9 protein-coding genes and 1 tRNA gene are annotated in these 12,939 nt (G+C 64.1%); 5 read left to right on the forward strand and 5 right to left on the reverse strand.

Going from position 1 to position 12,939, the window contains the following annotated elements:
- The first annotated feature begins 3 nt into the window (after positions 1 to 3).
- Positions 4 to 80: transfer RNA gene (locus tag BKA07_RS13850), tRNA-Met, on the forward strand.
- Between the two features lie 250 nt (positions 81 to 330).
- On the opposite strand, the gene BKA07_RS13855 is transcribed toward BKA07_RS13850, so the two are convergent.
- The gene (locus BKA07_RS13855; RefSeq protein ID WP_167951400.1) at positions 331 to 3,339 is read right to left on the reverse strand and encodes a UPF0182 family membrane protein; all 3,009 of its coding nucleotides are present in this window, start codon (positions 3,337 to 3,339) and stop codon (positions 331 to 333) included.
- Complete coding sequence (locus BKA07_RS13860; protein ID WP_167951401.1) at positions 3,339 to 4,478, reverse strand: YlbL family protein; 1,140 nt, start codon at positions 4,476 to 4,478, stop codon at positions 3,339 to 3,341. The genes BKA07_RS13855 and BKA07_RS13860 overlap by 1 nt, the downstream gene beginning before the upstream one ends.
- 171 nt (positions 4,479 to 4,649) lie before the next feature.
- Here BKA07_RS13860 and BKA07_RS13865 point away from each other — a divergent pair, with 171 nt between their 5' ends.
- Together BKA07_RS13865 and BKA07_RS13870 are read left to right on the forward strand one after the other, a co-directional pair.
- Positions 4,650 to 6,122, forward strand: a complete 1,473-nt coding sequence (locus tag BKA07_RS13865) for a zinc-dependent metalloprotease (protein ID WP_167951402.1) — start codon at positions 4,650 to 4,652, stop codon at positions 6,120 to 6,122.
- Positions 6,123 to 6,704, forward strand: a complete 582-nt coding sequence (locus tag BKA07_RS13870; protein ID WP_167951403.1) for an NUDIX hydrolase — start codon at positions 6,123 to 6,125, stop codon at positions 6,702 to 6,704.
- Here BKA07_RS13870 and BKA07_RS13875 read toward each other — a convergent pair.
- Positions 6,670 to 7,221, reverse strand: coding sequence for a YgjP-like metallopeptidase domain-containing protein (locus tag BKA07_RS13875; RefSeq protein ID WP_167951404.1), 552 nt, complete (start codon positions 7,219 to 7,221; stop codon positions 6,670 to 6,672). The two genes, BKA07_RS13870 and BKA07_RS13875, sit on opposite strands and share 35 nt — an antisense overlap.
- A gap of 520 nt (positions 7,222 to 7,741) precedes the next feature.
- Between BKA07_RS13875 and BKA07_RS13880 the strand changes: the two genes are divergently transcribed.
- A complete protein-coding gene (locus tag BKA07_RS13880; RefSeq protein WP_167951405.1) occupies positions 7,742 to 8,644 on the forward strand; it encodes a hypothetical protein in 903 nt (300 codons plus the stop codon).
- On the opposite strand, the gene BKA07_RS13885 is transcribed toward BKA07_RS13880, so the two are convergent.
- Positions 8,621 to 10,660, reverse strand: coding sequence for a UvrD-helicase domain-containing protein (locus tag BKA07_RS13885; RefSeq protein WP_167951406.1), 2,040 nt, complete (start codon positions 10,658 to 10,660; stop codon positions 8,621 to 8,623). The genes BKA07_RS13880 and BKA07_RS13885 overlap by 24 nt on opposite strands.
- A complete protein-coding gene (gene nudC, locus BKA07_RS13890) occupies positions 10,657 to 11,634 on the reverse strand; it encodes an NAD(+) diphosphatase (protein WP_167951407.1) in 978 nt (325 codons plus the stop codon). Before nudC ends, BKA07_RS13885 begins: the two co-directional genes overlap by 4 nt.
- A 105-nt stretch (positions 11,635 to 11,739) precedes the next feature.
- On the opposite strand from nudC, the gene BKA07_RS13895 reads away from it, so the two are divergent.
- Positions 11,740 to 12,891: an aminoglycoside phosphotransferase gene (locus tag BKA07_RS13895; protein ID WP_342449077.1), complete on the forward strand. Its 1,152-nt coding sequence runs from the start codon at positions 11,740 to 11,742 to the stop codon at positions 12,889 to 12,891.
- Positions 12,892 to 12,939 lie beyond the last annotated feature (48 nt).

A 12,939-nucleotide genomic window follows, 5' to 3' on the forward strand; every position in this document is an offset into this window, starting at 1 on the left:
CGCCGCGGGGTGGAGCAGTTCGGTAGCTCGCCGGGCTCATAACCCGGAGGTCGGAGGTTCAAATCCTCCCCCCGCCACCAAGGTGGCAGAACCCCAGTCAGTTCTTCTGACTGGGGTTCTTCTCATTCATCCACGATCATGGGGAGGACCGGCGATCACGAGAATTTGAGTGTCTGCCCGCGATCGAGAAAACGGCCACGCCGGACGACCGGGGGCCACGCCGGACGACCGGGTGGCCTGACGGCCGAGGAAGCCAACAAAGAGGCGGGCCCCTGCGATCCTGATCGGATCGCAGGGGCCCGCCTCTTTCGCGTTCGACCAGCGGCCGGGTCAGTTCCCTCCGCCCTCGTCGGCCGGGGCCGTAGCGGGAGCAGACGCACCGCCCTGCGATCCGTCCTCGGCGATCGAGGGGTCGGCTGCCACCGCGTCCTCGATAGCGTTCTTCAGACGGTCCTGTGCCTTGCCGTACTTCTCGAAGTCACCTTCCTTGAGCGCTGCGTCGGAGTCCTCCATCGCCTTCTTGGCTTCCTCCAGCGCTTCGTTGAGCGACTGATCGTCAGCGCCGGAGCCTGAGTCGCCGCCGCCGTTCGAACCGCCGGCCTCACCGCCACCGCTGTCCTCTGTGCCGGCGTCTCCCGCCGTGGCACCGGAGTCACCGCCGAAGACCTGGTCGAGTGCCTCGTCCAGCGTCGGCGCGAAGCCGATGTCCTCGCCGAATGCCACCAGAACGTGCTGGAGCAGCGGGTAGGACGTTTCACCGGCGGACCGGACATAGACGGGCTGCACGTAGAGCAGTCCGCCACCGACCGGCAGCGTGAGCAGGTTGCCGTTCTGGACCTCGGACTCACCCTGCCGCAGCAGGTTGAGGTTGCGCTGCACGTCCGGGGCGGTGTTGAAGTTGTTCTGCGCCTGCCCGGGTCCGGGCACCGTCGTGTTGCGCGGCAGTTGGAGGAGCCGAAGCTGGCCGTAGCTGTCTGCGACCTCACCCTTCGAATCGCCCGCATCCGCATCCGCCGACAGGAACCCGGTCAGGTTGTTCCGCGATTGCCCCTCGGACGACCGCGCCGGGATGTAGGAGCTCGTCAGTGAGAACGACGAGTTCTTCTGCCCCGGCATCTGCAGAGTCATGTAGAACGGCGGCTGAGTCAGTCCGCTGTTGGCCTGCTTCGTCGGGTCCGTCGGAAGCGTCCAGAAGTCCTGACCGGTGTAGAACTCGCTGGCGGAGGTCACATGGTACTGCGTCAGCAGATCACGCTGGACCTTGAACAGGTCCTCCGGGTACCGCACGTGGCTCATCAGGTCTCCGGACATCTCCGATGCGGGCTTGATGAGGTCGGGGAAGATCTTCATCCACGTATTGAGGACAGGATCGTCCTTGTCCCACTGGTACATGTCGACGCTGCCGTCATAGGCATCGACCGTGATCTTGACCGAGTTCCGGATGTAGTTGACCTCTTCGTCCGGAAGAGTCGCCACCGTGTTCGGCGAGGATTCGGTGACCGAGTCCTCAGTCGCCTCCTGCAGCACCTGCGGTGTCGAATACGGATAGTCTTCGGCGGTGGTGTAGCCGTCGAGGATCCACTTGATCTTGCCGTCGACGACTGCGGGGTACGGATCGCCGTCGATCTTGAGGAACGGTGCCATCTTCTGCACGCGCTCACGGGGGTGGCGTTCGTAGAGGATCTGAGAGTTCTCATTGACCGCGTCGGAGAGCAGGATCTGTTCGTCCTGGTATTTGAGCGCGTAGGCGAGCCGGTTGAACAGACCGCCGACCGATGGACCGCCGTCGCCGCTGAACGTGTTGTTCACCTGGCCGGAACCGCTGTCCTCGTCCGAGGGGTAGTCGAGTTCGCGAGGGCTCGCCCCCTCCTCACCACCGACGATCGAGTAGTCCGGTGAGCTCTCACCGAAGTAGACGCGCGGCTCGTAATCGGGGAATTCGCCATTCGGCGGGATGTCCGATTCCATGAATGTCGGCTCCCCGTCGGGGTTACGCTGGTTGCCGTTGGCTGCGACGACGCCGAAGCCGTGGGTGTAGACGATCGCACGGTTGTACCAGCTCTGGTTGTTGACCGAGTCGGGGCTGAGCTCGCGGACCGCGATCACCGTGTCGCGCATATCCCCGTCGATGTTGTACCGATCGACGTCGAGCTGCTGTGGGAACGAATAGTAGGGCCTGACCTGTTGCAGCTGCCGGAATGTGTCCGACACCAGATTGGGATCGAGCAGGCGGATCGATGCAGTGGTCTCTGCGTCTTCGCGCAGTGCACCCTTCTCACCGCTGGTGCTCGGTTCGTACGGAGTGACATCGATGTCTTCGAAGTCGAATGCATCACGAGTCGCATCGATGTTGTGCTGGATGTAGTCCGATTCCAGACTCTGCTGCGAAGGGTTGACCTGGAACTGCTGAACCATCGCAGGGTAGGCGATGATCGAGATGCCGCCGAGGACGATGAGGGTGATGGTCGCGATGATCGAGATCCGCCAATTGCCCTTCCACGCGGTGTAGACGAACAGCAGGGCCACGAGCACGGCAGCGATCGCAACGATGGCCATCGCCGGCAGTGCCGCCCTGTCGTCGGTGTAGGTCACACCGGGGACGATGCCGCCGGTCGACATCATCCGGTCGTACCGGGCCAGCCACAGACGACCGGCTTGCACGAGGATCAGCAGCCCGATCGTGATGCCCAGCTGCCACTGAGCGGTCTTGGTGAGGGTGACGCCCTTCTGCTCGCCGGGTCGGATGCCGCCGAACAGGTAGTGGGCGACCAGCGCTGCGATGAGCGACAGCAGAATCGCCATGCCGATCTGATCGCCGATGAGGCGCAGGCCGGGAAGGACGAAGACGAAGAACGACTTGTCCATGCCGAACTGGGCGTCATCCGACCCGAACGGCGTCGAGTTCATCCACTCCAGGACGGTGTTCCAATTCGCCGAGGCGGTGATGCCGCTGAGCAAGCCGATGACCGCGGGAATCGCGATGGTCGCAACCTTGCGTAGCGGTTCGATGGCCTCGCGGTAACGGTCGAGGTTCTCCTGGCGCGGAGTCGTCGGTGCGTAGACCGGACGATTGCGGAAGGCCAGATGCAGGCTCAACCAGACCGGGACGGCCATGACCACGAATCCGGCCAGGAACAACAGTCCGCGGGCGAACCACATGGTGCGGAACACCTGTGAGACGCCGATCTGCTTGAACCACAGGACTTCGGTGTAGACCTGCGTGAATGCGATGAAGGCGACGAGGAGGATCGCCACTGACACGAGCGTGAGCAATAGGGGCGAACGTCTGGGCCGGTTCGCCGGCATGCGTGCTGAGGTTGGTGAGGACGGAGAGCTCACTACTGCCCTTTCTCATTGTTGTCGGCGCCGCCGGCTGGACACTTCTTGAGGTCCGAGGTGTCTCCGGCTGCGTATTGCTCCACGGCGTTCTGCGCATCATCGAGCGTGTCGATGCGTGCCACCGTGATCTTGGACTGATCGGCGGCCTGGATGACCTCTGCACAGTTCTCTGCGGGCGACATGAAGAGCTCCGCCCCCTGTGCAGTCGAGGCCGCCACCTTCTGTCGAGCCCCGCCGATGGGGCCCACTTTGCCTGCAGGGTCGATCTCGCCCGTTCCTGCCACGTGCTTGCCTCCGGTCATGGCACCCGGGGTGAGTTCGTCGATGATGGCGAGAGCGAACATGGTGCCGGCGGAGGGGCCGCCGATTCCTTCGACGTTGAATGCCACGTCGACGGGGAACTCGAAATCCTGCTTCATGGTGATTCCGATGGCGTGGCGTCCCTCGATAGTCGCGGGGTCGAGTGCGACGTCGACGTCTTCGTCACCGCGCTCGACGACGAGATCGACGTTCTGCGAAGACTGCACCGTCCGGCTCAGGATCTTCGCAGCGTCCGGTTCGGAATCCAGCTTCTCCCCGTTCACGGATATGATCCGGTCGCCCTTGCGCAGCTGCCCCTCGGCGGGCGAGTCGGGCACGACCCCGTCGACGAGGAGGTGGACCTCGTAGGGTTCGTCCAGCTGCTCCATCGCAGCGGCCACGGCCACGTCCTGACTGGACGACATCTCAACGGAATTGGTCTCCGCCACATCTTCCCGAGTGGTGTCGATCGGATAATAGGCTTCGGTGGGGATGACTGTTTCCTTGCCGGCGAAGAGCGCACCGAGCGCCTGCGAGGCATAGGTGTCACGCCCCGGCCCGCCGCTCACGGCTACGGTGAGCATGTCGATGCGACCGTCGGTCGGATAGGTCTTGGCACCGGAGACGTCGATCATGGGCTTGCCCTCATGATCGCCGAGGGTGTTGAATACCGGTCCGGGCAGCTGCAGCATGTACGGCACCGGGAGCAGAACGGCCAGGGCGATTAGGACGTAGGTCATGACCCCTGAGGTCGTGGTCAGACGTGGAGCGCGTCGTCGTTTCTCGCCACCTGACGGTGCTTCGGGCACCGGCACGCCCCGAGGGTCATTCGCTGTCATATATTCCTTTCGCTGCACCGCCCGACCAGTCTAGTTGAAACCTGACTGTGAGTTTCACAGACTCCTTTCGCCGGGTGCGAACATCCTGCGAAACCTCCCGGAATTGGGAAGCTTCCCACATACAGAACCGTTAACGTGTAAGACAAACCAATTCTTGGGGGCTTTGAGAAAATGAGCGATGACAACAACAACGAGCAGAATCCGTTCGAGCAGATCTTCGGAATGCTCTTCGGAGCCAACGGCCCCGGCGCCGATCAGGGCGATGGCCAGGACGGCAGCTCCGGCCCTCAGGGGTTCCAGATCGATCCGGCGATGATGTCGACCATCATGAATCAGATGCAGGGTCTCTTCGGTCAGGGCGGGGATGCCCAGGCGCAGGCGACGTCGATCGCCCAGAAGGCGGTCCCGACTCCCGACCCCGCCATCAGCGAGGAATCGGCGAAGGCGACCACGGATGCCTTCCGTCTGGCCGAACTGTGGCTGGCCGAAGCCACCGAGCTCTCCGTCGCCAACCGTTCGGCACGCACGATCACCCGTGCCGAGTGGGTCAGCGAGACGATGCCCGGATGGCAGAAGTTCGTGCTGCCGATCAAGGAGAACATGTCCTCGGCTCTGACCGAGACCCTTGAGACGCAGGTGCCTGCAGAGATGAAGGGGATCCTCGCCGGCGCCTCGTCGATGTTCGGGTCGATGAGCGACTCGATGTTCGCGATGCAGATCGGTCAGGCCGTGGGTGCCCTGTCGGAGAGCGTGCTCACCGGCACCGAGGTGGGCCTCCCCCTCCTCCCCCAGGACACCGCGGTGCTAGTGGAATCCAATGTGGAGACGTTCGCCTCGGAGATCGATGTCGATCCCTCTGAGGTCCGCATCTATCTCGCCGCACAGGAGCTTGCCCATCTGGCCCTGTTCGAGCGCGCTCCCTGGCTGAGCGCTCAGGTCGAGACGGCGCTGACCCGCTATGCGCAGGGCCTCAAGGTCGACACCTCGCAGATCGAGGACATGGCCTCGCAGATCGATCCCTCCAACATCTCGGATCTCAGCGACAACATCCGTCAGGGCCTGTTCAATCCACCGACGACCGATGAGCAGAAGAAGGCACTGACGACCTTGGAGAACCTTCTCGCCGTCATCGCCGGATGGGTCGATGTCGTCGTCTACTCCGCGTGCGAGCATCTCCCCGGCCGCGAACAGATCCGAGAGGCTCTGCGTCGGCGCCGCGCCACTGCCGGTCCCGCAGAGAAGACCTTCTCGACCCTCGTCGGGCTGGAGTTCAATCCCCGGCGCCTGCGCGACGCCGCGGCACTGTTCGCCTATCTCGAGAAGCAGGGAGGGACCGAGGCCAGAGACAAGGTCTTCTCCCACCCGGATCTCCTGCCGACGACACAGGATCTCGACGATCCCCTCGGCTATTCCGAGCGCAGGCATGCCGAATGGACCAGCGAATCCTCGCTCGATGAGGCGCTGAGCCGCATCCTCGACGAAGGGCTCGAAGGCACCGAATCCGGCGCGGACTCGGAGGCGAAGTCGAAAGACGAAGCCGACAGCGCCGATGGTGAGACCGACGGCGACAACAACGATGAGACCGACGACAACGACGGCGGTGGGACCGACAGCGACGGCGTGGACGGTCGCGACGCGAGCTGAATGATCTCTCTCGACACTGCCCGGGCCGAGATCGCTCGCACTTCGGCCGGGTCCGATTACACTGATGAGTTCGAGCGGCTCTTCTTCACTGCCGACGAGGCAGCGCTGCGGCGCGAGGCGGGTGCGGAGCACGTCACCGCCAGTTGCCTCATCGTCGATCCGGTCACGGAGACCGTGTTGCTCAACCATCACCGCAAAGCAGGGCTCTGGGGCCAATTCGGCGGCCATCTCGAGGCCGAGGACGTCAGCCTGCGCGCGGCTGCCCATCGGGAGGCAATGGAGGAGAGCGGACTGCGGGAGCTGAGGTGGTTCTCTCCCGCGCCGATCGACCTCCACGTCCACGATCTCTCGACGTCGTTCGGAGCCTGTCGGCGTCACTTCGACGTCGTCTACGCGGCAGTCGCGGACGTGGGACAGACCCCGGTCGCATCCGAAGAGTCGCTGGCGGTGGGTTGGTTCCAGCTCACCCAGCTGCCGAACTCGCTCATGCCCGATCTCACACTGAGGCTGCCGGAACTCTACCGGACGAGCGTCGATGTGTGGGGCCTCACCGATCCCGACGGAAGTGCTCCCCCGCGCTGAAGCCGTCAAGATAGAGTTTCGCATCTGCCTGTCGTGGATGCCGGTCCGCCAGCGCGTGGAATTCCTTGGAATGCGGGCCGATCTGCAGATGTGCGAGCTCATGGACGACCACGGTCTCCAGGACCCAGCGCGGCACCGTCTGCAGACGGTGGGAGACGCGGATGTCGCCCGTCGAAGTCGTCGTGGAGGCCCAGCGGCTCACATTCTGATTCGTCACCCATCTGATCGACTGCGGACGCAGACGGCCCCCGAAGTATCGCTCGCTCATCTCTTCCGCCAGGCCCACAAGGTCGGCGGCAGAGGAATGATCCCTGGCGGCAAGGCGGTTGAACAGGTCGGTCAGTGACCGGATGTTGAGTTCCACGCTGTATCTCACAGGCGTGCTGAGGACGTACGTATCGACCTCCTTCGAGACCGAGATGGTCTTCTTCCGTCGCGCCGAGCGGCGCACTTCGATCTCCCCGCGGGCGATCGCCCGCAGCACGTCATCTTCGGTCCAGCCCTGTTGAGTTGCCACAGTCCCATCATAGGAAACACGGGCGACAACATTTCGCCCTCCATCTGTTGTGAGTTCGCTGAGTATCCCGATTTTTTTCCAACCGTGCCGGTCGTCCACAGACCCGGCCGCGCTCCTCAGCGTCGCAGCAGCGGAAGTGACCTACGGTTTCAGGTCCTCAGGACCACACGAAACGGCTATCAAGGCACCTTTCCTCCACAGCTCATCGCGACATATCCACAGGTTATCCACATGCTGTTGATCGGTCTGTGCACGAACCGACGTTGACGGAGCCGCAAATGGAGAATAGGTTCTATGATGACCCCGGAAAACCCGGAGATGCGTGCGGAAGGGGAAGCCGCACGAGTCTTCGCGAGCGCCTGGGGGCACAAAGCGATTGAGGGCACGTCGGAACACAGCTTTCGGCTTGTCCTCAATCGTTTTCCACAGGGTTATCCACACTTTCGGTTCGCCCATGGCGCATGCCCTCCACCTTCACTACTGTGGAAGTCCTGGCTGTTCGAGACGAGGTGGAGAAGACATGTTCAGAATCTTTCCCAGTGTGCCGATCACATGGCGGTCCGCATCATGTGTGCAGTTCGGCGTCGACGACCCCGTTCTGATTGACGGACTCGTATCGGCCGACGTCGCTCTCGTCGAGGACCTTCAGATGGGAATCGGTTCGGCACAGTACTATTCGCACGCACAGGATCTGGGCGCGGACCTCGGCAGAGCGAGTTCTCTGATCACTCTCTTGGACGAAGCCGGAGTCATGATTCCCGATGATTCCGATACGGCGACGGTCACGGCCGGCTCTCCCCTGCTGGCGACCGGGCAGATCTTCGGCCTCTCCCCGGACCGCGTCGCGAACCGCCTCGGCGACGTTCCGATCATGGTCATGGGTCCGTTGAAGACGATCACTGAGCAGCATCTGTCCGCCTCCGGCTTCGCCGTCACCGGTCAGAGGCGGGTGGAGGACCTCGATCTGCTGTCTTCCCCGCTCGTGATCACAACCTCATATCTCGTCCCCGACCTGCACACCGCAACCTGGCTCACCGACCGCGAGGTCGCCCACTGCCAGGTCGTCATCGGCGAGTACTCACTCGAGGCCACCGGCCTGATCCGCCCCGGTCTCACACCCTGCGCGATCTGCGCCTGCCTGCAGAAGAAGGACGCCGATGCGTCCTGGCTGGACCAGTATCCTCACATTCGCGCTCTGCCCAACCGTGAGAGCCTGGCCGACCCCCTGTCGCGGAGCCTCGGCGCGCTCAACGTCGTTCAGATCCTCAGACGGGCACTGCTCGAACCCGACACCGATCCGGTTCGCCGGACCGTATCGCTGGCGACCGGAGTCGGCACGGACGGCCCGCTCCGATTTCACTCTCGGTGTCAGTGCCAGGTCCCCGTCCCGCACTTCGACCTAGTCGGTGAGCAGGCTCAGTAGACCCGATCCGTAGAGTTCGAGCTTCGTCGCGCCGACGCCCGGGATCTTCGCCAAAGACGTCATGTCCTTCGGCCTGATCTCCGCGATCGCAGAGATCGAGGTGTCGGTGAGAACCAGGTACGGCGGCAGTCCCTGTTCCAAGCCCACTCGTGCTCGCCATCGCCGCAGCCGGTCAAGGAGATCGAGATCGAGATCCGCCGGGCAGTTCGCGCACCGGGACAGCGCCCGGTCGACCTGGGACACGAGCACCGCGCCGCAGGAGCGACAGCGATTCATCGCCACCGAGGTCGCGGTCCGACTGCCGTGCCCCGTCGACTGCTCGACCCGCCCGAGTTCGCTGAGGAATCGCGAGGGTTTGCGGGGGCGCTGTTTGGATTCGTGACGGGACAGCGACCAGCTCATGCTGAGATCTCGACCGGCTCGGGTCAGGGCCACATAGAACAGTCGGCGTTCCTCCGAGACCGCTCGCGGCGACTGGGCATAGCTGATCGGCAGGAGACCTTCGCTGAGACCGACGAGATGCACACTGTCCCATTCGAGGCCCTTGGCTGCGTGGAACGACGCCAGGGTCACGCCTTCGATGTCGGGGGCGAATTGGTGTTCGGCTCGGTCATTGAGGTCGGCGAGGAACGCCTCGAGCGGGACGGGCAGCTCGGACCCCGATTGGAGTTTCTCGGCCAGATCGACCAGCGCCTTCAGGGACTCCCATTTCTGCCGGCCGGCTCCCGCCGCCGGAGGTTTGCTCGAGTACCCCAGGGAGACGAGGACTTCGGAGACGATCTCGGGCAGGGGTCTGCCGCCGGAGGTGGCCCGGGCCGCTTTGAGCATGAGCACGGCCTCTTTCACCTCCTTGCGAGCGAAGAACCTCTCCCCTCCGCGCAGCACGTAGGGGATGTCGGCCGCTGCGAGAGCCTGCTCGTAGGCGGGGCTCTGACCGTTGGTCCGGAACAGGACAGCGATGCTGCGCGGTCGACGACCGGCATTGATTTCGGCCGAGATCGCTCGGACCACGCCGGTGGCCTCGGCGTCGTCGGTCGGGTACTCGGTCATCGCCGGCTGCTGACCCTCCGCATTGTCGGTGCGCAGGGTCAGTGCGGATCGAGACGTGTGTCGGAGCAGGTTGTTGGCAGTCGAGACGATCGCCTTCGACGACCGGTAGTTGCGGACCAGCCGGACCGTCGTCGACGTCGGCAGCGAGGCTCCGAGGGTGCTCAGCAGTGAGGAGTCGGCGCCGGCGAACGAGTAGATGGTCTGTGCCGGGTCGCCGACCACGCACAGGTTGTCGCGAGGGCCCAGCCAGCGTGAGAGGACGTCGTACTGCAGCGGGGACACGTCTTGGAATTCGTCGACGACGAAGTGCCTGTACTGGTCGCGGATCTCGGCCGCAATGGCAGGATACTCTGCGAGGACCCCGTCGAGAACGAGCAGCACATCGTCGAAATCCATCAGCCGACCGCGTGTCTTCGCTTCGCTGTAGGCCTCGAAGATGCGCACCATGTCCTCGACGCCCAGATCTCCCGGCAGATCGCGGGCGGCGGCTTTGGCGGCGTATTCGTCGACGCCCAGGAGGGAGGCCGCGGCGAATTCGAGTTCGGAGGCCACATCGCGATTCATCTCGCGGCTCGTCTCGATTCCCATCCCCTGGAGCACGGACCCGAGGATCCCGGTCTTGTTGTCGATGATCCGAGGGAAATCGCCCTCAGCGAACCGGTCCCAGAAGAATCGGAGTTGGCGAAGTGCGGCTGAGTGGAAGGTCCGAGCCTGTACCGCGGGGACTCCGAGATCGCGCAGTCGCGACCGCATCTCCCCTGCTGCTTTGGCCGTGAATGTCAGGGCGAGCACATGGTTGGGAGGGAAGACCTCCGTGGCGATGCCGTAGGCGATGCGGTGGGTCATCGCCCGGGTCTTGCCGGTCCCGGCACCGGCGAGGACGATCATCGGCGTGGAGAACTGTGTGGCGACCTCTCTCTGTTCGTCGTCGAGGCCTTCGAGCAGCGGTGCGGCGTGCGCGATCAACCGTTGTCCAACCAGCTGTGGAGCAGCTGTCCCGCGATGGAGACCAGACCGGGGGAACGCACACTCCCACCCTCGATGGCCGCTCTCAGCTCCTCTCGGGTGAACCACTTCAACGAGGCGATCTCTGCCTCATCGGCCGCGAATCCGAGACTCGGAGCCTCCGCGCAGAATCCGAGCATGAGAGAGCACGGGAACGGCCACGGCTGGGAGCCGAGGTACTGTGGGTTGACCACGTCGACGTGCGCCTCTTCGAAGACCTCTCGAATGACGGCGTGTTCCAAGGTCTCACCCGGCTCGACGAATCCAGCCAGCAGAGAGAACCGGTCCGCCTCCCAGGCGGCGTTGTTGCCCAGCAGCACCCGTTCGATTCCCTCGTCGTCGGTGTTGATGATGAGGACGATCACGGCGGGATCCGTGCGGGGGAAATGCTCGCTGCCGGTCTCGGGGTCCGTTCGCACCCAACCGCCGAGGGTGGGGTGGGTCGGTCCTCCGGTGCGCGGGGAGAACCGGTGAGCTCTGTGCCAGTTGCCGAGTCCGACGACCTCGCAGGCCAGGGACACCTGCACATCGTCGAGGGACTCGGCCAGCTGACGCAGGGGCAGCCACACCGGTTCGGCGCTGTCGATGCCGTCCCCAGGTGCGGTCAGCAGGTCCGTTGCGTCACGGGCCCGAGCCGTCGCCAACCCGGTGTCGAGCTCACTGCGACCGGAATCGTCGAGAGAGACACCGATGTACTGCGTGCCGTCGGGATCACGACCGAGGTAGACTTCGGTCTGTTTCGCGGGCACCATGTCCCGGTCGCCGAAGAGCAGCCCCCCGGCCGCGACGAGAAGGGATCCTCGATGTTCGAAGACGGGTCTGGCACCTGCGGTCCACAGCGCGCTCAGGTCACCGTCCCGAACGCGGCAGAGGTGGTCCCGATCGATTCCATGACGGGCAAGGCTGATCGGCTTCACGGGTGGCAGTGGCTTCATGCCCTCCACGATAACGCAGGGCTCTGACGCCGGAAGTGCGGAAGCTGACACGCTCAATGGCCCAATCTCATGCCAGAGGCCGTCGCAGACGGTAGATTGGGGAGGGTGAATACCAAGGCACTCAAGTTGGCAGCTGTCGCAGCTACGATGCTCGAGGATTTCGCCCCGACGTCCTGGGCTCCCCTTCCCTCGCTGGGGCTGGGAGTCAGAGTTCTCGTCAGTGACGGTCAGCAGCAGTTGGTGGCGACGGCACAGACCGGCCTCGATCGGACCGCCGACACCGGTTCCGCAGCAGAAGCGGGCCGGATCTATGACACGATGTACCCGCACGCCGGGTTCGCCTGGCCTCATCTGCGCGCCATCACCGACGTCGACGCCGAGTACTTCGACACGTCCTCTTCGACCACGGTGACTCTCATCGATCCCCTGCCGGGTGCACCGGTCGGCGACCAACCCATCGCCGACACTGCTCGGGCGAGCTCCTTGGCTCAGGCTCTCGCAACCCTTCACTCCGCGGCACCCGAGTCGATCTCCGAGGCAGGCTTCCCCGTCGATGACCCCTCCCGGTACCAATTCCAGATCCTTGAGCGACTCGATCAGGCCGCAGGGACGGGTCGAGTGCCGGCAGCGCTGCTCCAACACTGGGAAGAGGAGTTCGAGAAGGTCTCCCTCTGGCGCTTCCTCGCCACGCCTATCCACGGAGCGATCGACGAGACGAGTGTCTACACCGATCAGGAGCGTGTCCTTGCACTGTCGGGAATCGAGCGTCTGCGCGTCGCCGACCCGGCAATCGATCTGGCCGCTGCCTCGGCGCTCATCGACCCGGCGGCGGTGTCGACGTTCTATGACGAGTACCGGAACTCCCGCCCACACGCCGATGAACACGTGGTCACCCGCGCCGAACTCTTGGCTGAATTCGCGGTCCTCGACTGGCTGCTCGAGGCTGTGGACTCCGGGGACAAGGAAGCCATTCAGGACGCCGGTGATCTGCTGTCCTCGTTCAATGACGTCCTCTTCTCGAAGGAGACGACACAGCAGGCCGATCCCCGCCCCGACAGCACCGCACCCGAAGTCCCGGACGACCCCGTCGGAACAGCTGTGTCCGCCGAACCGGATGAGACCGCCGAACCGGCTGTGTCCGCCGAACCGAATGAAGCCTCCGAACCGAATGAAGCCTCCGAACCGGCTGAGGACGCTGAACCGGATAAGAACGCCGACGAGAGCGACGATCCGCCGGATGGGACCCCTCGTTCCTGACCCCGGCTTCGACTCGCTCCTGACCCCGACGTCAGCGACGACCATGGT

Origin of the sequence: Brevibacterium marinum, assembly GCF_011927955.1 — a bacterium.
In the GTDB taxonomy this organism is placed as follows: Bacteria; Actinomycetota; Actinomycetes; order Actinomycetales; family Brevibacteriaceae; genus Brevibacterium; species Brevibacterium marinum.